This window comes from Pseudomonas sp. NEEL19, assembly GCF_028751975.1.
Taxonomy (GTDB): Bacteria; Pseudomonadota; Gammaproteobacteria; order Pseudomonadales; family Pseudomonadaceae; genus Aquipseudomonas; species Aquipseudomonas juntendi.
In genome coordinates this window covers 4,475,001-4,495,272 of the sequence record NZ_CP081491.1, presented here as the reverse complement: position 1 = coordinate 4,495,272, position 20,272 = coordinate 4,475,001, and the positions used below count along the sequence as shown (strand labels likewise).

20 protein-coding genes (1 of these 20 running past the window's edge) are annotated in these 20,272 nt (G+C 62.2%); 16 read left to right on the top strand and 4 right to left on the bottom strand.

Going from position 1 to position 20,272, the window contains the following annotated elements; translation table 11 throughout:
• Positions 1 to 33: 33 nt before the first annotated feature.
• On the bottom strand, positions 34 to 480 hold the full coding sequence (gene dksA, locus K4A76_RS19990) for an RNA polymerase-binding protein DksA (RefSeq protein WP_009685370.1): 447 nt from the start codon (positions 478 to 480) through the stop codon (positions 34 to 36).
• A gap of 210 nt (positions 481 to 690) precedes the next feature.
• On the opposite strand from dksA, the gene K4A76_RS19985 reads away from it, so the two are divergent.
• Positions 691 to 1,863: a pyridoxal phosphate-dependent aminotransferase gene (locus K4A76_RS19985; RefSeq protein ID WP_110679069.1), complete on the top strand. Its 1,173-nt coding sequence runs from the start codon at positions 691 to 693 to the stop codon at positions 1,861 to 1,863.
• On the top strand, positions 1,863 to 2,576 hold the full coding sequence (gene sfsA, locus K4A76_RS19980; RefSeq protein WP_274410995.1) for a DNA/RNA nuclease SfsA: 714 nt from the start codon (positions 1,863 to 1,865) through the stop codon (positions 2,574 to 2,576). Before K4A76_RS19985 ends, sfsA begins: the two co-directional genes overlap by 1 nt.
• Here sfsA and K4A76_RS19975 read toward each other — a convergent pair.
• Positions 2,566 to 2,883 carry a Rieske (2Fe-2S) protein gene (locus K4A76_RS19975; protein ID WP_029886414.1) on the bottom strand — a complete coding sequence of 106 codons (318 nt, stop codon included), beginning with the start codon at positions 2,881 to 2,883 and terminating at the stop codon, positions 2,566 to 2,568. The genes sfsA and K4A76_RS19975 overlap by 11 nt on opposite strands.
• 147 nt (positions 2,884 to 3,030) lie before the next feature.
• On the opposite strand from K4A76_RS19975, the gene K4A76_RS19970 reads away from it, so the two are divergent.
• Genes K4A76_RS19970 through K4A76_RS19955 form a run of 4 tightly spaced genes read left to right on the top strand, consistent with a single transcriptional unit; the run spans position 3,031 to position 6,652 of the window.
• Positions 3,031 to 3,915 (top strand): heme/hemin ABC transporter substrate-binding protein, encoded by an 885-nt coding sequence (locus K4A76_RS19970; RefSeq protein ID WP_110679072.1) that lies wholly within the window; start codon positions 3,031 to 3,033, stop codon positions 3,913 to 3,915.
• Positions 3,916 to 3,965: 50 nt separating this feature from the next.
• Positions 3,966 to 4,949: a FecCD family ABC transporter permease gene (locus K4A76_RS19965; protein WP_197879318.1), complete on the top strand. Its 984-nt coding sequence runs from the start codon at positions 3,966 to 3,968 to the stop codon at positions 4,947 to 4,949.
• Entirely contained in the window at positions 4,949 to 5,716 is a 768-nt protein-coding gene (locus tag K4A76_RS19960; RefSeq protein ID WP_009685378.1) for a heme ABC transporter ATP-binding protein, read from the top strand. Before K4A76_RS19965 ends, K4A76_RS19960 begins: the two co-directional genes overlap by 1 nt.
• A gap of 51 nt (positions 5,717 to 5,767) precedes the next feature.
• A complete protein-coding gene (locus K4A76_RS19955; RefSeq protein ID WP_274410994.1) occupies positions 5,768 to 6,652 on the top strand; it encodes a ChaN family lipoprotein in 885 nt (294 codons plus the stop codon).
• Positions 6,653 to 6,832: 180 nt separating this feature from the next.
• On the opposite strand, the gene K4A76_RS19950 is transcribed toward K4A76_RS19955, so the two are convergent.
• Both K4A76_RS19950 and K4A76_RS19945 read right to left on the bottom strand, forming a co-directional pair.
• Positions 6,833 to 7,111 carry a TfoX/Sxy family protein gene (locus K4A76_RS19950; RefSeq protein WP_029886419.1) on the bottom strand — a complete coding sequence of 93 codons (279 nt, stop codon included), beginning with the start codon at positions 7,109 to 7,111 and terminating at the stop codon, positions 6,833 to 6,835.
• 238 nt (positions 7,112 to 7,349) lie between these two features.
• Positions 7,350 to 8,912, bottom strand: a complete 1,563-nt coding sequence (locus K4A76_RS19945) for a bifunctional aminoglycoside phosphotransferase/ATP-binding protein (RefSeq protein WP_274410993.1) — start codon at positions 8,910 to 8,912, stop codon at positions 7,350 to 7,352.
• Positions 8,913 to 9,027: 115 nt separating this feature from the next.
• Between K4A76_RS19945 and mrcB the strand changes: the two genes are divergently transcribed.
• The 10 genes from mrcB to K4A76_RS19895 all read left to right on the top strand — a co-directional run.
• Complete coding sequence (gene mrcB, locus K4A76_RS19940) at positions 9,028 to 11,349, top strand: penicillin-binding protein 1B (protein ID WP_274410992.1); 2,322 nt, start codon at positions 9,028 to 9,030, stop codon at positions 11,347 to 11,349.
• Between the two features lie 15 nt (positions 11,350 to 11,364).
• Complete coding sequence (locus K4A76_RS19935; RefSeq protein WP_110679077.1) at positions 11,365 to 12,168, top strand: tetratricopeptide repeat protein; 804 nt, start codon at positions 11,365 to 11,367, stop codon at positions 12,166 to 12,168.
• Positions 12,168 to 12,500, top strand: coding sequence for a YqcC family protein (locus K4A76_RS19930; protein WP_009685384.1), 333 nt, complete (start codon positions 12,168 to 12,170; stop codon positions 12,498 to 12,500). Before K4A76_RS19935 ends, K4A76_RS19930 begins: the two co-directional genes overlap by 1 nt.
• A 408-nt stretch (positions 12,501 to 12,908) precedes the next feature.
• On the top strand, positions 12,909 to 14,633 hold the full coding sequence (locus K4A76_RS19925; protein ID WP_274410991.1) for an acetolactate synthase 3 large subunit: 1,725 nt from the start codon (positions 12,909 to 12,911) through the stop codon (positions 14,631 to 14,633).
• A gap of 1 nt (position 14,634) precedes the next feature.
• Positions 14,635 to 15,126: an acetolactate synthase small subunit gene (ilvN, locus tag K4A76_RS19920; RefSeq protein ID WP_003250040.1), complete on the top strand. Its 492-nt coding sequence runs from the start codon at positions 14,635 to 14,637 to the stop codon at positions 15,124 to 15,126.
• Between the two features lie 56 nt (positions 15,127 to 15,182).
• Positions 15,183 to 16,199 (top strand): ketol-acid reductoisomerase, encoded by a 1,017-nt coding sequence (ilvC, locus tag K4A76_RS19915; protein ID WP_274410990.1) that lies wholly within the window; start codon positions 15,183 to 15,185, stop codon positions 16,197 to 16,199.
• Positions 16,200 to 16,349: 150 nt separating this feature from the next.
• Entirely contained in the window at positions 16,350 to 17,201 is an 852-nt protein-coding gene (gene pssA, locus K4A76_RS19910; protein WP_009685387.1) for a CDP-diacylglycerol--serine O-phosphatidyltransferase, read from the top strand.
• A 79-nt stretch (positions 17,202 to 17,280) separates the two neighbouring features.
• A complete protein-coding gene (msrP, locus tag K4A76_RS19905; protein ID WP_274410989.1) occupies positions 17,281 to 18,294 on the top strand; it encodes a protein-methionine-sulfoxide reductase catalytic subunit MsrP in 1,014 nt (337 codons plus the stop codon).
• Entirely contained in the window at positions 18,294 to 18,890 is a 597-nt protein-coding gene (msrQ, locus tag K4A76_RS19900; RefSeq protein WP_274410988.1) for a protein-methionine-sulfoxide reductase heme-binding subunit MsrQ, read from the top strand. The genes msrP and msrQ overlap by 1 nt, the downstream gene beginning before the upstream one ends.
• 393 nt (positions 18,891 to 19,283) lie before the next feature.
• Positions 19,284 to 20,272, top strand: partial view of an IS110 family transposase gene (locus tag K4A76_RS19895; protein ID WP_029887815.1) — the 5' portion only. 7 nt of this gene lie beyond the right edge of the window; only the first 989 of its 996 coding nucleotides appear in the window; it begins with the start codon at positions 19,284 to 19,286; its stop codon lies off the right edge, out of view.

Here is a 20,272-nt window from a genome sequence, read left to right as displayed (position 1 = left end):
CGCATGATGCGCCCCGTTCGGTTGGAAGAAAGATCAGCCTTTGCCGACCGTTTTTTCCTTTTTCTCGGCGATTTCCTTGCAGTCGAAGCACAGGTCGGCGGTAGGGCGGGCTTCCAGGCGGCGCAGGCCGATCTCGATGCCGCACGACTCGCACCAGCCGTATTCGTCGGCCTTGATCTTGTCGAGGGTCTTGTCGATTTTCTTGATCAGCTTGCGCTCGCGGTCGCGGTTGCGCAGCTCAAGGGCGAATTCTTCTTCCTGGCTGGCACGGTCGGCCGGGTCGGGGAAGTTGGCTGCCTCGTCCTTCATGTGATCCACAGTGCGGTCCACACTGGTCATCAGCTCTTGCTTCCAGGCGCCGAGAAGCTTGGTGAAGTGCTTTTTCATGGGCTCACCCATGTATTCTTCACCCTTGGACTCTACGTAAGGCTCGACACCGTACATGGTCTGACCGGTTTTTTGCTTTTCTACGGTGGACATGAATAGACCGCCTCTCACTCATCTGATCCAATGCGCAGGATGCTCCATCTCCGGCGACCGCCGGCCCTGCGACTGCGAGCCGCCGAACTTACCAGATAGATCGGGGGTGCGCTAGCCCGCCCGATCCTGCTAACAGACACCGGCCTGAGCGGTACGTTCGATTGCTTACGCAGTTAGAATCTTCAGTTTAGCCGCTATTGAGAGAAGGTCATGGCCCACCCCTACAGCGCGCGCAGCCGCGCCATCGAACCTTTCCATGTCATGGCACTGCTGGCGCGGGCCAACGAGCTGCAGGCGGCCGGCCACGACGTGATCCACCTGGAAATCGGCGAGCCGGACTTCACCACCGCAGCACCGATTGTGGCTGCGGGCCAGGCCGCGCTGGCCGCCGGCCACACCCGCTATACCGCCGCACGCGGCCTGCCGGCGCTGCGCGAAGCGATAGCCGGGTTCTATGCACAGCGCTATGGCCTGAGCATCGACCCGCAGCGCATTCTCATTACCCCAGGCGGCTCAGGCGCCCTGTTACTGGCCAGCAGCCTGCTGGTCGACCCCGGCAAGCACTGGCTGCTGGCTGACCCGGGCTACCCGTGCAACCGCCACTTCCTGCGCCTGGTAGAAGGCGGGGCGCAACTGGTACCGGTCGGCCCGGAGGTGAACTACCAGTTGACCGCCGACCTGGTGCAGCGCTACTGGGACCAGGATACCGTTGGCGCCTTGGTCGCCTCGCCGGCCAACCCCACCGGCACGGTGCTGGGCCGTACCGAACTGGCCAGCCTGGCCAAGGCCACCCGTGAACGGCACGGCCACTTGGTAGTCGACGAGATTTACCATGGGCTGACGTACGGCATGGATGCGCCCAGCGTGCTGGAAGTGGATGACTCGGCGTTCGTCCTGAATAGTTTTTCCAAGTATTTCGGTATGACCGGCTGGCGCCTTGGCTGGCTGGTGGCGCCACCGCAGGCCGTGGCCGACCTGGAGAAACTGGCGCAGAACCTGTACATCAGTGCGCCGAGCATGGCACAGCATGCTGCGCTGGCGTGCTTCCAGCCCGAAACCTTGGCCATCTTCGAACAGCGTCGCGCCGAATTTGCCCGCCGCCGCGACTACCTGCTGCCGGCGCTGCGCGAGCTGGGTTTCCGCATTGCCGTTGAGCCGCAGGGGGCGTTCTATCTATATGCCGATATCAGCGCTTATGGCGGTGATGCGTTTGCCTTCTGTCGGCATTTCCTGGAGACCGAACACGTGGCCTTCACCCCGGGCCTGGACTTCGGTCGCCACCTGGCCGGGCACCATGTGCGCTTTGCCTACACGCAAAGCCTGCCGCGTCTGGAGGAGGCGGTGCATCGCATTGCCCGTGGCTTGCGGAGCTGGCAAGGCTGATGCTTTTTTCACCTGCACTCGAACACGGCCGCCTGCTGCGCCGCTACAAACGGTTCCTGGCCGATATCGAATTGGCCAGCGGCGAGCAGTTGACCATCCACTGCCCGAATACTGGCTCCATGCTCAATTGCATGCGTGAAGGCGGGCAGGTGTGGTTCAGCCGCTCCAACGACCCCAAGCGCAAACTGCCGGGCACCTGGGAAATCAGCGAAACCCCACAGGGCCGGTTGGCGTGCGTGAATACCGGGCGGGCCAATGCCCTGGTTGAAGAGGCGCTGCGCGCCGGTACGATCGCCGAGCTGGCCGGGTTCACGGCACTCAGGCGTGAGGTGGCGTATGGCGAGGAGGGCAGCCGCATCGACTTCCGCCTGGAGTTCGACGGTGCCCCGGCCTACGTCGAGGTCAAGAGCGTGACCCTGGGCTACCCCGATAGCCCGGTTGCGGCGTTTCCCGATGCGGTGACCCAGCGCGGGGCCAAGCACCTGCGCGAGCTGGCGAAGCTGGCCAGCCAAGGCATACGGGCGGTGCAACTGTATTGCGTCAACCTGACCGGCATCGACGCGGTGCGCCCTGCCGAGGAGATCGATGCCGCTTACGCCCAGGCGTTGCGTGCTGCGGTGGCGGGCGGGGTGGAAGTGCTGGCATACGGCACGCGCCTGGACCCGCAGGGTATCGTCATCGACCGCCGCTTGCCGGTGCTGCTCAACCCTTGAGCCAGACGCCCTGGGTGTCTTCATGGCAGCCCAGGGCCTGCAACTGCTCACCGTCACAGGGGCCGGCCACGCATTCGCCGCTCTCGATCAGGAACAGGGCGCCGTGATGGCCGCACTGGATCAGGCTCGCGCTGTCATCGAGAAACCGCTCCTGTGCCCAGTTCAACGGGATGCCCTTGTGTGGGCAGCGGTTGCGGTACAGGTAGACCTGGCCCTGGCGGCGCACGCCGAACAGTTGCAGGCCGTCTACGCTGAAGGCGCGTGTCTGGCCCTCGGCCAGGCTGGGTGAGGTACAAAGAAAATGCATGGCAGTACGACTCGTGAAACAGATGATGGCTTGACGCGTCAATGCGAATAATTATCAAATTGCCCGCATTCGCTGCGTCCGGCTTCCCATGGTGCGCAGTTCCGCCGCTCGCCACAAGGCGTGCAGCTCGCCTTCAGAAGGAACCCGATGATGCGTCGTCCCGTCGCTTTGCTCGCCTTGTGTGCAAGCCTTGTGCTCTCTAGCCAGGCCCTGGCGGCAGACCTGCCGCAACGCTGGGTCAGCGCCGGCGGCGCGCTGAGCGAGTGGATATGCGCGTTGGGTGGTGAAGCGCGGCTGGTGGGGGTGGACACGACCAGTCAGCACCCAGCTTCGTTGAAGTCGCTGCCCAGCGTGGGGTACCAGCGCCAGCTGTCGGCCGAGGGCGTGCTCAGCCTGCGCCCGGATGTGCTGGTGGGTACCGAAGAAATGGGCCCGCCGCCGGTACTGGCGCAAATCCGCAAGGCCGGTGTGCGTGTCGAGCTGTTTTCCAGCAAGGCCGAGCTGGCGGCGGTAGACAGCAACCTCAAGCAGTTGGGGCAACTGCTGGGTGCAGAACCGCAGGCCACTGCGCTGGCCGCGGGTTACCATCAGCAACTGCAAACCTTGCAGGCCAAGGTCCAGCAGGCCCAGGCGCAGCACAAGGCACCCGGGGTGTTGCTGCTGGTCGGGCACGCTGGGGCCAAGCCGCTGATCGCCGGGCGTGGCACCGCCGGTGACTGGCTGCTGGGCCAGGCCGGTGGGCGCAACCTGGCAGAGCATCAGGGCTACAAGCAGTTCTCGAACGAAGCATTGGCTGCCCTGGACCCGGATGTGATCGTGTTTTCCGACCGGGCGCTGGCCGATGAGCAGGCGCTGCAGGCTTTGTTGAAAGAAAACCCGGCGCTGGCGGCTTCGCGTGCCGTGCGTGGGCAACGCCTGGTATCGCTTGACCCCACGCTGCTGGTCGGTGGGCTTGGGCCGCGCCTGCCGGCGACCTTGCAATCACTGGCTGCTACCTTCTACCCGGCAGCCAAGGCCAGCTTCGCACAATGAACCAGCGGGTCCGGCCACGTACATTGTTCATTTGCCTGAGCCTGCTGTGCCTGCTGGCGGTGTGGCTGTCGCTGGCGCTGGGGCCGGTCAGCCTGCCGCTGTTCGATACCCTGCGCGCGGGCCTGCGGTTGATGGGGGTGCCCATTACCGCCGACGGCTTGCAGCAGGCCGAAATGATCCTCGGCCAGATCCGTCTGCCGCGCACCTTGCTTGGGCTGGCAGTGGGCGCGGTGCTGGCGTTGTCCGGGGTCGCCATGCAGGGGTTGTTCCGTAATCCGCTGGCCGATCCGGGTTTGGTCGGGGTGGCCGCCGGGGCGGCCGTGGGCGCGGCGCTCGCTATTGTCGGCGGGGCCTGGTTCGGCGGCCTGCCAGAGGCTTTTGCACCCTATTTGCTGTCGTTCTGTGCCTTTGTCGGGGGCCTTGGCGTGACGGCGCTGGTCTACCGCCTGGGCCGCCGCGATGGGCAGACCAACGTGGCCACCATGCTGCTGGCCGGGGTCGCGATGACGGCACTGGGCGGCGCGGTGGTGGGGCTGTTCTCGTACCTGGCCGATGACGCCACGTTGCGTACGTTGACCTTCTGGAACCTGGGCAGCCTCAACGGTGCCAGCTATGACCGGCTATGGCCGTTATTGCTGGTGGCGGCGGGTGTTGCACTGTGGCTGCCACGGCGGGCCAAAGCCTTGAATGCCTTGCTTTTGGGGGAATCCGAGGCCCGCCACCTGGGCGTTGATGTGGAGCGGCTCAAGCGCGAACTGGTGTTCTGCACGGCGCTTGGGGTGGGTGCGGCTGTTGCGGCTGCCGGCCTGATCGGCTTCATCGGCCTGGTGGTGCCGCACCTGGTGCGCTTGCTGGCCGGGCCGGATCACCGGGTGTTGTTGCCAGCCTCGCTGCTGGCTGGCGGTGTGCTCATGCTGTTTGCCGACCTGGCGGCACGGCTGCTGCTGGCACCTGCCGAGTTGCCGATCGGCATTGTCACGGCCTTTGTCGGGGCGCCGTTCTTTCTGTTCCTGCTGGTGCGAGGGCGCAGCTGATGTTGCATGCCGAGGGCCTGCACTTGCGGCGGGGCAGCAACGAGGTGCTGCATGACATTGATCTGCAATTGCCCCCCGGCCAGGTGGTGGGCGTGCTCGGCCCCAACGGCGCGGGTAAGAGCAGCCTGTTGGGCGTGATGTGTGGCGAGCTGGTGCCAGACCGTGGGCGGGTGACGTTGCAGGGGCGCGGCCTCGGTGACTGGCCTGGACAAGAGCGGGCCCGGCGCCTGGCCGTATTGCCTCAGGTGTCGAGCCTGGGGTTTTCGTTCAGCGTCGAGGAAGTGGTGGCCATGGGCCGCATGCCGCACGGCACCGGGCAGCGGCGCGACGCCGAAATTGTCGAAGCGGCGTTGCAGGCGGCGGATGCCTGGCACCTGGTAGGGCGCAGTTACCTGGCGTTGTCCGGCGGCGAGCGGCAACGCGTGCACCTTGCCCGTGTGCTGGCACAGTTGTGGCCGGGGGAGCAGGGCACTACCTTGTTGCTCGATGAGCCCACCTCGATGCTCGACCCGCTGCACCAGCACACTACCCTGGAGGCTGTGCGCCGCTTTGCCGACCGCGGCGCCGCGGTGCTGGTGATCTTGCATGACCTGAACCTGGCGGCGCGCTACTGTGACCGGATCCTGTTGCTGGAGCAGGGGCGTTGCCATGCCTTTGCCTCGCCTGAACAGGTGCTGACGCCGGCAGCGTTGAAAGCCGTGTACGGGATCGACGTGCTGGTGCAGGCACATCCTGAGCGTGGCCACCCGCTGATCATCACCCGTTAAAGCCGGCTTGATCGTGGTCGTGAGCGGCCGCTACCCATGGAGCTTCTGCCAATGCGACACCCGCTGTTGTCCGGTTTTTCGCTGTGCATGTTACTGGTATTGGGCGGCTGCCAGGCCAGCCTGCCACCGTTGCCTGCCTGGCAGAGCACCGAAGGGCGCACGCATGCCCAGCTTGGGCAGGTGGTCGATCTCGGCAGCGGGCAGGTAATCAGCCCGGACCAACTGGTGCAGCGTTTGGCTACCGCACCGCGAGTACTGGTCGGCGAAAAACATGACAACCCCGACCACCACGCACTGCAAGTGTGGTTGCTGCACGCCCTGCAGAGCCAGCGTGCCCAGGGCAGCCTATTGCTGGAGATGCTGCAACCTGAACAGCAGCCGCGGGTGGACAGGCTCAAAGGGCAACCCTTGCCGACAGACTTGCCCAAGGCACTGGCGTGGCAGGAGGGCTGGGACTGGCAGTTGTACGGGCCGATCGTGCGTGCAGCCCTGCAACAGCAGATCCCGCTGTTGGCCGCGAACCTTTCCCCAAGTGAAATGCGCCAGGCCTACCGGCAGCCGGCGTCATTGGCGGGCGAGAAATCCAATGCCGCGACCGTCAGGGCGAGCTTGCTGCAGCAGGTACGCACCGGGCATTGCGGGATGCTGCCGGAAAGCCAGCTACCGGCGATGCTGGCCGTGCAGCAGCAGCGTGACCGGCGCATGGCCGAGCGCTTGCTGGCGGCGCCGCAACCGGCACTGCTGTTTGCCGGGGCCTATCACGTGCGCAAGGACCTGGGCGTGCCGTTGCACCTGAGTGACTTGGGTGCGCAGGGTGCGAGCAAGGTGCTGATGCTGGCCGAGGTGGGCGAGAAGGTTCAAGCAGGTGAGGCCGATTACGTGTGGTACACGGCGGCGACGCCAGAGCAGGATTATTGCGCGCAGCTGAAACGATAAGACATGAGAACCTTGGGCAAAAAAAGACCCGGCAAATTGCCGGGTCAATAACCGTGATTAGCCTGATGAGGAGATAATCTGAGAGTCCGAACCAGGGGCTCTTAGCTTATCCAACCAGTCTCGCGACCAGTTGTGATAATCATAACAATTCTCATTTAGCCGTCAATCCCCTTTTCGCGCTTATTTTGGATTTTTTTGCGCGGGGGTTTTCGCATCCAGTTGTTGGTTGAGGGCTTCCTTGCGTTCGAGTGGCAAATCGTTCCAGTGCATATCCAGCAGGGCGCCTTCTATGGCATACAACAGCACCTTCGATGCGCGAAACCCTCGCGTCTTCACTGCCTGGTATGCACCCACCGCACCCAGGCGGCGCAGATCCGATGCACTGTGAATGCCGGCCGCATGCAGCCACTGCGCAGAGGTCTTGCCAAGGTTTTTCAGATGCTGCAATTCATCGTTCATCGAGCCTCCTTGCGATGGCTGAACGGGTCATGGGGAGATAAATCGCGAGCAGGTCAGAGAGGAGTGTAGCGGGGGTTGGGGAATACGCGGCTTTTTGCCATTGGGGCGATGAGATGCCCTGTGCCGGCCTCTTCGCGGGCTCGCCCGCTCCCACAGGTTCGGCGCAGCCTTCAAGGGCTGTCGTTCACCTGTGGGAGCGGGCAAGCCCGCGAAGCGCCGGCCCAGGAAGCCGGCTAGCTTACAAGCCAGGCAGACGCTGGCGAATTTGCTCGATTACCTGGTCCATGCTGCCAGCCGTCTGGGTGTCAACGTGGGTGCTCTGCACCAGCTCCTGCGTATCCAGCGCCTCTCGGCTGGCCTGTTGCGACTTGACCACCTCCAGGGTGGCATCCGACGGGTCGCTGTTCTCGGCCTGGCGCTGCTCCAGCCAGCTGGCGATCACCGCATCCGGCGCGTGGCAGTCCAGAATCAGGAACGGCACGCCAGTCTGGCTGGCGACCTCGGCCGCAGCCTGGCGATGTTCGCGTTTGAGGTAGGTGGCATCCAGCACCACCGGGAACCCTGCCTGCAGTACGGTCGCGGCGACTTCGTGCAGGCGCCGGTAAGTTGCAGTGTTGGCCTCCTCGACATAGATGCCGGTGCTGAGTTGGGCGGCCTCAACCTGCTGCTGTTCGCCGAACAAGCGCTTGCGCTCTACGTCCGAACGCACGCGCACCGCGCCCAGGGCCTCTACCATACGCATGGCCACGTGGCTTTTGCCCACTGCCGATACGCCGTGGGTGATGGCCAGCAGGCGCGAAGGGATGGCGCTGTAGCTTTCTGCCAGGTTGGCGTAGTTGCGGTAGGTGCGCAGGGTGGTGGCACGCTGCACGCCATCGGCATTGGCCGGCATGCTGAACAGGGCAACCTTGGCCCGTACCAGTGCGCGGTAGGCCTTGTAGAAGTTGAGCAGCTCCAGGCCTTCGTAGTCGCCGGTCAGTTCCAGGTACTGGCTGATGAAGCGCCGGGCCAGGCACTTAAGGCCGCGGTCTTCCAGGTCCATCGCCAGGAAGCCGGTGTCGGCGTAGACGTCGGTCAGGCGGAACGGTTCGTTGAATTCGATGCAGTCGAAGATCACCACCTGGCCATCGATCAGCGTGGCGTTGCCCAGGTGAATGTCACCGTGGCATTCGCGAATGAAGCCATTGGCCTTGCGTTTTTCCAGCAGGCCATGCAGCCGCTCGAAACTGCTGCGTGCCCAGGCTTGCAGGGCGTCTAGCTGTTGCAGGTCGGCCTTGTCGCTGAGGAACGGGCGAATCTGCTCGAAGTTCTGCTCCACCGGCGCCATGACGGCCTCCGGCGTGCCCAGTGGGTGCTCGACCGGTACCCGCGGGGCCTGCAGGTGGAATTCGGCAATCTGCCGGGCCATCTGGTCGATGTGCGTGGCGTTCAGTTCGCCATTGGCCTGCAAGGTGCTGAGCATCTGGCCTTGGGGGAACTGGCGCATCTTCAGTGCATATTCGATGGCCTGGCCTTCGCCGGCGAGCTGCGGCGCATCGGCGCTACCGGTGATCGGCAAAACGTCCAGGTACAGGCCGTCGGTCAGGCGCTGGTTCAGGCGCAATTCTTCGTTACAGAAATGCTGGCGCTGGTCCAGGCCAGTGAAGTCGAGAAAGCCGAAGTTCATCGGCTTCTTGATCTTGTAGGCGTACTCGCCCGTCAGCAGCACCCAGGAGATATGCGTCTCGATGAGCTGGAACCCGTCCACGGGGTGGGGGTACAGGGCGGGGTTCTGCAACGCAGTGATAAGAGCTTGGCTCACGGCAAATCCTTCCGGGGGCAGGGAATTCGAATGCATCATTATGGTCAATGGTGCCGTCCCTGCCTACCGCCGGGCCGCCTGCCCAGTCTTTCCAAAGTGCGTATAATCCGCCGTCATGACCCGAACCCGAACTCCCCGTACCCCTCAAAAACGCCCGACCGGCCGCTCCCGCGCCTGGCTGGGCTGGGCTTTGAAGCTCAGCCTGGTAGGCCTGGTGATCGTCGCCGGCTTCGCGGTTTACCTCGATGCCGTTGTCCAGGAGAAGTTCTCTGGCAAGCGCTGGACCATCCCGGCCAAGGTGTATGCACGACCGTTGGAGCTGTTCACCGGCCAGAAACTGAGCAAGAACGACTTCCTCACCGAGCTCGACGCGCTTGGCTACCGGCGTGAAAGCGCGGCCAACGGCCCGGGGGCGGCCGCCGTCAACGGCAACACCGTCGACCTCAACACCCGTGGCTTCCAGTTCTACGAGGGCATGGAGCCCGCGCAGTTCGTGCGCGTGCGCTTCTCCGGCGATTACGTGGCCGGCCTTTCCGGGGCCAATGGCAAGGCGCTTGACGTGGTGCGCCTGGAGCCGCTGATGATCGGCGGTATCTACCCGAAAAACCTTGAAGACCGCATTCTGATCAAGATCGACCAGGTGCCCAAGTACCTGCTCGAGACCCTGGTTGCCACGGAAGACCGCGACTTCTACAGCCACCATGGCGTGTCGCCCAAGTCCATCGCCCGGGCCATGTGGGTGAATACTTCATCCGGCTCGATGCGCCAGGGTGGCAGTACCTTGACCCAGCAGTTGGTGAAGAACTTCTACCTCAGCAGCGAGCGCAGCCTCAGCCGCAAAGTGACCGAAGCGATGATGGCGGTGCTGCTTGAACTGCATTACGACAAGCGCGAAATCCTCGAGGCCTACCTCAACGAGGTCTTTGTCGGGCAGGACGGCCAGCGTGCCGTGCACGGCTTCGGCCTGGCCAGCCAGTTCTTCTTCAGCCAGCCGCTGTCGGAGTTGAAGCTGCACCAGATCGCCTTGTTGGTGGGCATGGTCAAGGGCCCGTCCTACTACAACCCGCGGCGCTACCCTGAACGTGCCCTGGCCCGCCGCAACCTGGTGCTCGACCTGGTGGCCGAGCAAGGCGTGGCCAGCCAGGAGGAGGTCGATGCAGCGAAGAAAATGCCGCTGGGCGTGACTAAACGTGGCAGCCTGGCTGACAGCTCGTTCCCGGCGTTCCTCGACCTGGTCAAGCGGCAGTTGCGCCAGGACTACCGCGATGAAGACTTGACCGAGGAAGGCTTGCGTATCTTTACCAGCTTCGACCCGATCCTGCAGATGAAGGCCGAAGCCTCAATGAGCGAGACATTCAAGCGCCTGGCCGGGCGCAAAGGGGCGGACGAGGTCGAATCGGCGATGGTCGTGACCAACCCGGAAACCGGTGAGGTACAGGCCCTGATCGGCAGCCGCCAGGCAGGTTTCGCGGGCTTCAACCGCGCCATCGATGCCTCGCGGCCGATCGGCTCGCTGGTCAAGCCGGCTGTCTACCTGACCGCGCTGGAGCAGCCGAGCAAGTACACCCTGACCAGCTGGGTGCAGGATGAGCCGTTCTCGGTCAAGGGTGGCGACGGCCAGGTCTGGCGCCCCCAAAACTATGACCGCCGCCCGCACGGCACGATCTACCTGTACCAGGGGCTGGCCAATTCCTACAACCTGTCGACTGCCAAGATCGGCCTGGAAGTGGGGGTGCCAAACGTGATCAAGACCATCGGCCGGCTGGGGGTGAATGTCGACTGGCCAGCCTTCCCGGCCATGCTGCTGGGGGCTGGCGGCATGTCGCCGATGCAGGTCGCGACCATGTACCAGACCATTGCCAATGGTGGCTTCAACACGCCGATGCGCGGTATTCGCAGCGTGCTCACCGCCGAGGGCGAACCGCTCAAGCGCTACCCGTTCCAGATCCAGCAAACCTTCGACCCGGGCGCCATCTACCTGGTGCAGAACGCCATGCAGCGAGTGATGCGCGAAGGTACCGGGCGCTCGGTGTACAACACCTTGCCGCGCTCGTTGACCCTGGCGGGCAAGACCGGTACCAGCAACGACTCGCGCGACAGCTGGTTCTCTGGTTTCAGCCAGGATTTGCTGGCGGTGGTGTGGATGGGCCGCGACGATAACGGGAAAACTCCGTTCACCGGCGCCACCGGTGCCCTGCAGGTATGGACCAGCTTCATGAAGAAGGCCGACCCGCTGCCGCTGGACATGCCGCAACCGGACAACGTGATACAGGCCTGGATCGACCCCTACAGCGGCCAAGGGTCTGACGGCAGCTGTCCGGGAGCGGTACAGATGCCGTATATTCGCGGCAGTGAACCGCCCGCCGGCGCAACCTGTGGCGGTGAGCAGAATCCAGCTGAATCGGTCATGGACTGGGTCAAGGGCTGGATGAATTAAGCGCAGGCTGCATTGATGAGGTGTGACGTGAACAAGTGGCTGTTTCCTGCCGTGACGGCGCTGGCTGTGCTCCAGGGGTGCTCCAGCGTCCCGCGCGGCAATATTCCGGTGGTCGATTCGAGTACTCGCGTGTCGAACAGCGAGCGCGTGTCTGCCAACCGCTCGGCGGGTGGTTACAACGCTGGCACCGCGCAAGCGCAAACAATGCCTGAGGATTCCGGCGTCACCGTGATGATTCCGCAGGGCGCAGGCGCTTCGGGCATCCAGACCTTCCCGGCGGCCAATGGCGCGGCGCCGATCAGCACCGCGCCGATCACGCCGGGGCCGATCACTACCGGGCCGGCCACGTCGGCGCCCATGACCACCAACCCCAACCCGATCGCCGACGAACCGTTCGATATCGCGGCGATGAACAGCGCCCCACAAAGCACCAGTGCCCCCACCGGTATTCCACGCAGCAACACGGCTGCAGGTGGCCTGGCGGCTGACGAGCAACTGGACGGCCCTGTACTGGCACTGCTGACCACCGCCACCACCCAGCAGGGCAGTGGCGATTTCAACGGCGCTGCTTCCAGCCTGGAGCGTGCCCAGCGCATTGCCCCGCGCGAACCGCAGGTGCTCTACCGCCTGGCCCAGGTGCGTTTGTCGCAAGGCGATGCCCCGCAGGCCGAGCAGCTGGCGCGTCGCGCCCTGACCTACGCCAATGGCCGCCCCAGCCTGCAGGCCGAACTGTGGAACACCATCGCACAAGCCCGTGAAAAGCAGGGCGATAGCGCTGGCGCCGCCTTGGCCCGGCAAAAAGCGCGGGTCAGTTCCTAATGATCGAGCAACGTATTCTGGACATCGCCGACCACCTGCTGCTGATCGAGCGCGAGCTGCAGGTGCAAGGCTGGTGGGAGGACGAGCCACCGAGCGACGAGGCGCTGGCCAGTACGGTGCCCTTCGCCGTCGATACCTTGCGTTTTGAGCAATGGCTGCAATGGATCTTCCTGCAACGCATGAAGATCATCATCGAGCTCGGCCAGCCGCTGCCAAATGCCTCCAGCATCCTGGTCATGGCCGAAACGGTGTTTGCTGACCGGCCGGAGCAAAGTCGTGAGCTGCGCCGACTATTGGCAGCTTTTGACCAATTGATCGCTCCTTCTGCCTGATTTCTTCAGTTTTTTCGTCAAGGGCCGCAGATTGTGGCCCTTTTTTATGGAAATCTTATTAATTCTGCTGCTGAAGCGATTTTTAGTGGTTGCAAGAATTCATCTCGGGGAAAAATTGGCAATAATTTTTCTTGACTTGTGCGCGCCGAATCACAAGAATCCAACTTCCGCTTTAGAGGGACTGCCAGAAGCAGACCCGCTAAGCAGATCATGAGGCGCACACCCGCGCCGACCTGTTACACCCCGCAACGCGTTACCTCGCGCTGGGTGGGAAAACCCCGCAACACTCTGGGGCGCTCCCAATACTTGCTCAGTCAGTGCTGACGTTCGCTCATGCTCTGCTTGGCAGTAAACCTATTAAGACCCGTCCTGAAGGGGCGGTATTCTGGCGTTTTAGAGGTGAACAACGTGGAGCTTTTATCTGGCGCTGAGATGGTCGTCCGCTTCTTGCGTGACGAAGGCGTTAAGCACATCTACGGGTACCCTGGTGGTGCTCTCCTGCATGTTTACGACGCGCTGTTCAAAGAACCGGAAGTGGAACACATCCTGGTTCGTCACGAACAGGCGGCAACCCATATGGCGGACGGCTACGCCCGCGCCACCGGCAAGGCCGGTGTGGTGCTGGTAACCTCCGGCCCGGGCGCGACCAATGCCATCACCGGTATTGCCACCGCCTACATGGACTCGATTCCGATGGTCATCCTGTCCGGCCAGGTGCCTAGCACCATGGTAGGTACCGATGCCTTCCAGGAAACCGACATGATCGGTATCTCGCGGCCGATCGTGAAGCACAGCTTCATGATCAAGCACCCGACCGAGATCCCTGAAATTCTGAAAAAGGCGTTCTACCTGGCGCAATCCGGTCGCCCAGGTCCAGTCGTGGTCGACATTCCAAAAGACATGACCAACCCGGCTGAAAAGTTCGAATACGTCTACCCGAAAAAGGTCAAGCTGCGCTCGTACAGCCCAGCGGTCCGTGGCCACTCCGGCCAGATCCGCAAGGCGGCCGAGATGTTGCTGGCTGCCAAGCGCCCAATCGTCTACGCCGGTGGCGGTGTGATCCTGGGCGGTGGCTCCGAAGCGCTGACCGAAATCGCCAAGTCGCTGAACCTGCCTGTCACCAACACCCTCATGGGGTTGGGCGGCTTCCCGGGTACTGATCGCCAGTTCCTCGGCATGCTCGGCATGCACGGCAGCTACACCGCCAACATGGCCATGCACAATGCCGACGTGATCTTCGCCGTCGGTGCGCGTTTCGACGACCGCGTGGTCAACGGCCCGGCCAAGTTCTGCCCGAATGCCAAGATCATCCATGTCGATATCGACCCGGCGTCGATCTCGAAGATGATCAAGGCCGATGTGCCTATCGTTGGCCCGGTCGACAGCGTGCTCAGCGAAATGCTCGGCATCCTCAGGGAAATCGGCGAGCAGCCCGACAAGGCCGCGCTGGATGCCTGGTGGAAGCAGATCGACGAGTGGCGTGGCAATGGTGAGCTGTTCCCTTACGACAAGGGCGACGGCAATGTCATCAAGCCGCAAAAAGTCATCGAGACCCTGTGCGAAGTGACCAAAGGCGATGCCTTCGTCACCTCCGACGTAGGTCAGCACCAGATGTTCGCGGCGCAGTACTACCGTTTCAACAAGCCGAACCGCTGGATCAACTCCGGTGGCCTGGGCACCATGGGCTTCGGCTTCCCGGCGGCGATGGGCATCAAGCTCAACTTCCCGGACCAGGACGTGGCCTGCGTGACCGGCGAAGGCAGCATCCAGATGAACATCCAGGAGCTGTCCACCTGCATGCAGTACGGCCTGCCGGTGAAGATCGTCAACCTGAACAACGGGGTGTTGGGCATGGTCCGCCAATGGCAGGACATGGCCTACAACGGTCGTCACTCGCACTCGTATGTCGAGTCGCTGCCTGACTTCATCAAGCTGGCCGAGGCCTATGGCCATGTGGGTATCCGCATCACCAGCCTGAAGGACCTCAAGCCGATGCTGGAAGAAGCGTTTGCGATGAAGGACCGCCTGGTATTCATCGACATCGCGGTTGACCGCAGTGAGCACGTCTATCCGATGCAGATCAAGGATGGCTCGATGCGTGACATGTGGCTGAGCAAGACGGAGCGTACCTGATATGCGGCATATCATTTCCCTGCTGCTGGAAAACGAACCCGGTGCTTTGTCCCGTGTGGTCGGCCTGTTCTCCCAGCGCAACTACAACATTGAAAGCCTGACCGTGGCGCCGACCGAAGACCCGACCCTGTCGCGTCTGACGCTGACCACCGTTGGCCATGACGAAGTGATCGAACAGATCACCAAGAACCTGAACAAGCTGGTCGAAGTGGTCAAGCTCGTCGACCTGTCGGAAAGCGCCCACATCGAGCGCGAGCTGATGCTGGTCAAGGTCAAGGCCACCGGTGCCCAGCGCGCCGAGATCAAGCGCACCACGGATATCTTCCGTGGCCAGATCGTAGATGTGACTGCCAGCGTGTACACCGTACAACTGAGCGGTACCAGCGACAAACTGGACAGCTTCATCCAGGCCATCGGCACCGCATCGATTCTCGAAACCGTGCGCAGCGGCGTTACCGGCATTGCCCGTGGCGACAAAGTGCTCAGCATCTGAATTTAAAAATTAGCGATGGCTCCGCAGGGGGCCGAGATATAACCAGGGGTATTTTCATGAAAGTTTTCTACGATAAAGACTGCGACCTTTCCATCATCCAGGGCAAGAAAGTCGCCATCATCGGTTACGGCTCCCAGGGCCACGCTCAGGCGTGCAACCTGAAGGACTCCGGTGTAGACGTTACCGTCGGTCTGCGTAAAGGTTCGGCTACCGTTGCCAAGGCTGAAGCCCACGGCCTGAAAGTTGCCGATGTTGCTACCGCTGTCGCTGCGGCTGACCTGGTGATGATCCTGACCCCGGACGAGTTCCAGGGCACGCTGTACAAGAACGAAATCGAGCCGAACATCAAGAAGAGCGCTACCCTGGCCTTCTCCCACGGCTTCTCGATCCACTACAACCAGGTTGTGCCGCGCGCCGACCTGGACGTGATCATGATCGCGCCGAAAGCGCCGGGCCACACCGTGCGCTCCGAGTTCGTCAAGGGCGGTGGTATCCCTGACCTGATCGCGATCTACCAGGACGCTTCGGGCAACGCCAAGAACGTCGCCCTGTCCTACGCCGCTGGCGTGGGTGGTGGCCGTACCGGCATCATCGAAACCACCTTCAAGGACGAGACCGAAACCGACCTGTTCGGTGAGCAGGCTGTTCTGTGCGGCGGTACCGTAGAGCTGGTCAAAGCCGGTTTCGAAACCCTGGTTGAAGCTGGCTACGCGCCGGAAATGGCCTACTTCGAATGCCTGCACGAGCTGAAGTTGATCGTTGACCTCATGTACGAAGGCGGTATCGCCAACATGAACTACTCGATCTCCAACAACGCAGAGTACGGTGAGTACGTCACCGGCCCGGAAGTCATCAACGAAGAATCTCGCAAGGCCATGCGCAACGCACTGAAGCGCATCCAGGACGGCGAGTACGCGAAGATGTTCATCTCCGAAGGCGCCACCAACTACCCATCGATGACCGCCAAGCGTCGTAACAACGCTTCGCACGGCATCGAGATCATCGGTGAGCAACTGCGCTCGATGATGCCTTGGATTTCGGCGAACAAGATCGTCGACAAAGCCAAGAACTAAGTAGCATCGCAACATGAAAAACGCGGCTTCGGCCGCGTTTTTTCGTTCTGGCAGTCAGCATCTGGTATAAAGCAGACCAGTGGCCTGCCGTCAGAACCTGTTTCGCGGGCCCGTGTCGAACATTTTCCACCCTGTTGCAAGGTACCCTCCATGAGCGAACGTCCCGAAGAGCCGAACAAGCCCTCCGACGCCGAAAGCCTGCTACCGGTCGATGAGCACGTTGAAGAAGGCCATGACGCCGAAGGTCGCAAAGTGCGCCACCGCGGCATCTACCTGCTGCCCAACCTGTTTACTACCGCCAACCTGTTTGCCGGCTTTTATTCCATTATCAGCTCGATGAGCGCACAGAGCGCCCTGAGCGCTGGTGACCCGCGTGAAGCGAGCAAGTATTTCGCGTTTGCCGCCATTGCCATCTTCGTGGCCATGGTGCTTGACGGCCTCGACGGCCGTGTCGCGCGCATGACCAACACCCAGAGCGCGTTCGGCGCCGAGTACGACTCGCTGTCGGACATGGTCGCCTTCGGTGTGGCCCCGGCGTTGCTGGCCTTCGGCTGGGCGTTGGGTGACATGGGCAAGGTTGGCTGGATGGTCGCCTTCATCTATGTTGCCGGCGCTGCGCTGCGCCTGGCACGCTTCAACACCCAGGTCGGCACCGCCGACAAGCGCTACTTCATCGGCCTGGCCAGCCCGGCTGCCGCGGGTGTTGTGGCCGGCACCGTGTGGGCGTTCAGCGACTACGGTATTCAGGGCTCCAAGCTGTCGTTCCTGGTGGCGCTGTTGGTGGCGGCTGCAGGCATGCTGATGGTCAGTAACATCAAGTACAACAGCTTCAAGGAGCTGGACCTCAAGGGCCGTGTGCCATTTGTGGCCATTCTTGCCGTGGTGCTGGTGTTTGCCGTGGTGTTCAGCGACCCGCCGCGTATCCTGCTGCTGATCTTCCTCGCCTACGCGGCTTCGGGGCCTATCCAGTTCCTGCTCAAGTCGCGCCGCCGTAAAGCGTAAAAAACGCTTAACGCTGGAATAACCCGCCGGCTCCATAGTCTTACTGGTACGTCCGTTACCCAGTGCTATGGAGCCGCTCATGCTCATCAAGCTTCCCAGGTCGTCCGAGTGCAAGGCATCGGAGATCACCCCCGAAGGCATTTACCTGTCCCGTCGTACCTTGTTGGGTGGCTCGTTGGCCGGCCTGGCCCTGGGCGCATTGCCCAGTGTTGGTCGTGCGGCCGAGGCCAGCCGTTATGCCGATGTCGAGCCGGGTAGGGCGCCTGGCTGGTTCACTGAAAAGCTCGGCGCCACGCAGTGGCAGGCAGTCACGGCCAAAGGGGAGGCGATCACGCCGTTCAAGGACGCTACCCACTACAACAACTTCTATGAGTTCGGCCCCGACAAGGGCGACCCGGCGGCCAATGGCGACAGCCTGAAAACCGAGCCTTGGTCGGTTGTGGTGGATGGTGAAGTCGGCAAGCCTGGGCGCTATGCCCTGGAAGACTTCGTCAAACCCTACCAGCTTGAGGAGCGCATCTACCGGCTGCGTTGTGTAGAGGCCTGGTCGATGGTCATCCCGTGGCTGGGGTTCCCATTGGCTCAGGTGCTGAAGCAGGTCGAGCCGACGTCGAAGGCCCGTTACGTGCGTTTTGAAACGCTGAAAGACCCGGAGCATATGCCTGGCCAACGCTCGGGTTTTGCGCTGATCGACTGGCCTTATAGAGAAGGGCTGCGGCTGGACGAAGCGATGCACCCCTTGGCGGTTCTTGCGGTAGGCATGTATGGCCGCGAGTTGTCCAACCAGAATGGTGCACCGCTGCGGCTGGTGGTGCCGTGGAAGTATGGTTTCAAGAGCATCAAGTCGATCGTGCGCATCAGCCTGGTGGCCGAGCAGCCCGGAACTACCTGGCAGGGCCTGGCACCCGATGAATATGGGTTCTACGCCAATGTGAACCCCACTGTCGATCACCCGCGCTGGAGCCAGGCGCGGGAGCGGCGGCTGCCTAGCGGGCTTTTCAGTCCCAATGTGCGGGAGACGCAAATGTTCAATGGCTATGCCGACGAAGTGGCCTCGCTCTATGCCGGGCTCGACCTGCGGAAGAACTACTGATGCGCTATCCCTGGTTTCGTCTGGCGATCTTTATTGTGGGCTGCCTGTTTCCTGCCTGGTGGTTGTACGAAGCGGCAACGGGGTTGCTGGGGCCTGACCCGGGCAAGATCATGATGGACCGGTTGGGGCTTGGCGCGCTGATCTTCCTGCTGGTGACCTTGAGCATGACGCCGCTGCAGAAGCTGACGGGGTGGTCGGGTTGGATCGTGGTGCGGCGGCAGCTGGGGTTATGGGTGTTTGCGTATATCGTGCTGCACATTCTCTGTTACCTGTTCTTTATTCTCGGGCTGGATTGGGGGCAGTTGGCGGTGGAGCTGCGCAAGCGGCCTTACATTATTGTCGGGGCGCTGGGGTTTCTTGGGTTGTTGGCGTTGGCGGTTACCTCGAACCGGTATAGCCAGCGGCGGCTTGGGGCGCGGTGGAAGAAGCTGCACAGGTTGGTGTATGCGGTGTTGGGGTTGGGGTTGCTGCATTTCTTGTGGATCGTGCGTTCGGATCTGCGGGAGTGGGCGGTTTATGCGTTTGTTGGGGTTGTGTTGATGGGGTTGAGGATTCCGGCGGTTTCGCGGAGGTTGGCTGGGTTGGTCAGGCGGTAGGGGGGTAGTTGGGTTCAGGTTGGGCAATGGGCCTGTTTATAGATACTGGTGGGGTTGGGAGGTGTCCGCCACAATACATTCAGTGCCTGTGAGATCGAGCGCCGCCCGCGCGGCGCTTCGCGGCTAAAGCCGCTCCTTGTATGTTGTGACTGGCCTGGCGGGAGAAGTTATTCTCGTCAGGCTGAAGAAGCACTTCCGGGGAGGCCGATCGCTCCTGAAGGCAGGGTTTGCCCCTGACCTTGTACGTAGAGAGGCCCCCCGCCTCATTGCCCACCACGAAGAGTATCGAGAAGCCGACAAGTCGGACTTCGCATTACAAGGTTGCAGCGGCATGAAGTTCGAGGTCGGGGAACCGGAGGCCATTGTTACCTAATTCGCTTGGGAGAGGGAAGAATGAGTGTCTGGGTTGGCCTCGATATCGGCTCACGGACTTCGGTCGTTGGGGTGCGTAAAGATGGGCGCACTGCCGGTCAGTGGGATATCGCTCAAACCCCTGCCGGTCGCAAGGCTGCGGTGAAAAAGCTGCAGGCGCTCAAGCCTACGTCGATCGTGATGGAGGCGACCGGGATCTATTACCTGGACTTGGCCATTGAGCTGCACGCTGCTGACCTACCTGTTTCCGTGATCAACCCCAAGAGCTTCCACAACTTCGCCAAACTGATGCTGGTGAACAGCAAGACTGACGCAATAGATGCTCAGCTGCTGTCCGAGTACGGGGAGCGTATGACCCCGCGTTTGTGGACACCTCCAAGCACTGTACAGCTTGAACTCAGAGGCCTTGGCCGGCACATCAATCGTTTGGTGGGACACCGTATCAGGGCGAAGAACGAGCTGCATGCATTGCAGGCGACCGCCACGACTGCCTCGATGTTGATCGAGGATCAAGAAGAAGAGATTGCTTCACTAAGTAATCGAATCGAGCGCTTTCGTAAGGCAGGGCGCGAGTTAATCGCCCAGTGTCCAAGGCTAACTCGACAGTACGAGCAACTCCTCGCAGGCCCTGGGATTGGAGAGGTCTCGGCGCTGGCCGCCCTGGCTGAGCTGACCACGCTGCCCGAAACGCTCAAGTCCTCTCAGGTCGCTCGTCATGCTGGCCTTGATGTTCGACAGACACAGTCTGGAACAAGCATTGATAAACCTGGTCGGCTCGGCAAAAGCGGGAATGCCTATTTACGGGCAGCCATGTACATGCCTGCGCTGACGGCGGTGCGCTGCGATCCTTATGCGAAGGCTTTTTATGAGTCGCTGATCAGCAGGGGCAAGAAAAAAATGCAAGCGATCGCCGCTGTCATGCGCAAGTACCTGACAGGCATCTGGGCGTGCATGAGCGGAGATGAGCCATTTGATACGGCCAAGCTTTTCAGCTCTGAACACCTCAGAAA

Bases quoted from the DNA above. Each gene is read 5' to 3' on its own strand.
- K4A76_RS19950 (WP_029886419.1), bottom strand. From the start codon at position 7,111: ATGAACGATGAATTGCAGCATCTGAAAAACCTTGGCAAGACCTCTGCG.
- K4A76_RS19985 (WP_110679069.1), top strand. From the start codon at position 691: ATGGCCCACCCCTACAGCGCGCGCAGCCGCGCCATCGAACCTTTCCAT.
- pssA (WP_009685387.1), top strand. From the start codon at position 16,350: ATGAGCGAACGTCCCGAAGAGCCGAACAAGCCCTCCGACGCCGAAAGC.
- K4A76_RS19955 (WP_274410994.1), top strand. From the start codon at position 5,768: ATGCGACACCCGCTGTTGTCCGGTTTTTCGCTGTGCATGTTACTGGTA.
- mrcB (WP_274410992.1), top strand. From the start codon at position 9,028: ATGACCCGAACCCGAACTCCCCGTACCCCTCAAAAACGCCCGACCGGC.
- ilvC (WP_274410990.1), top strand. From the start codon at position 15,183: ATGAAAGTTTTCTACGATAAAGACTGCGACCTTTCCATCATCCAGGGC.
- K4A76_RS19930 (WP_009685384.1), top strand. From the start codon at position 12,168: ATGATCGAGCAACGTATTCTGGACATCGCCGACCACCTGCTGCTGATC.
- msrQ (WP_274410988.1), top strand. From the start codon at position 18,294: ATGCGCTATCCCTGGTTTCGTCTGGCGATCTTTATTGTGGGCTGCCTG.
- K4A76_RS19975 (WP_029886414.1), bottom strand. From the start codon at position 2,883: ATGCATTTTCTTTGTACCTCACCCAGCCTGGCCGAGGGCCAGACACGC.
- dksA (WP_009685370.1), bottom strand. From the start codon at position 480: ATGTCCACCGTAGAAAAGCAAAAAACCGGTCAGACCATGTACGGTGTC.
- sfsA (WP_274410995.1), top strand. From the start codon at position 1,863: ATGCTTTTTTCACCTGCACTCGAACACGGCCGCCTGCTGCGCCGCTAC.
- K4A76_RS19970 (WP_110679072.1), top strand. From the start codon at position 3,031: ATGATGCGTCGTCCCGTCGCTTTGCTCGCCTTGTGTGCAAGCCTTGTG.
- ilvN (WP_003250040.1), top strand. From the start codon at position 14,635: ATGCGGCATATCATTTCCCTGCTGCTGGAAAACGAACCCGGTGCTTTG.
- K4A76_RS19960 (WP_009685378.1), top strand. From the start codon at position 4,949: ATGTTGCATGCCGAGGGCCTGCACTTGCGGCGGGGCAGCAACGAGGTG.
- msrP (WP_274410989.1), top strand. From the start codon at position 17,281: ATGCTCATCAAGCTTCCCAGGTCGTCCGAGTGCAAGGCATCGGAGATC.
- K4A76_RS19935 (WP_110679077.1), top strand. From the start codon at position 11,365: ATGAGGTGTGACGTGAACAAGTGGCTGTTTCCTGCCGTGACGGCGCTG.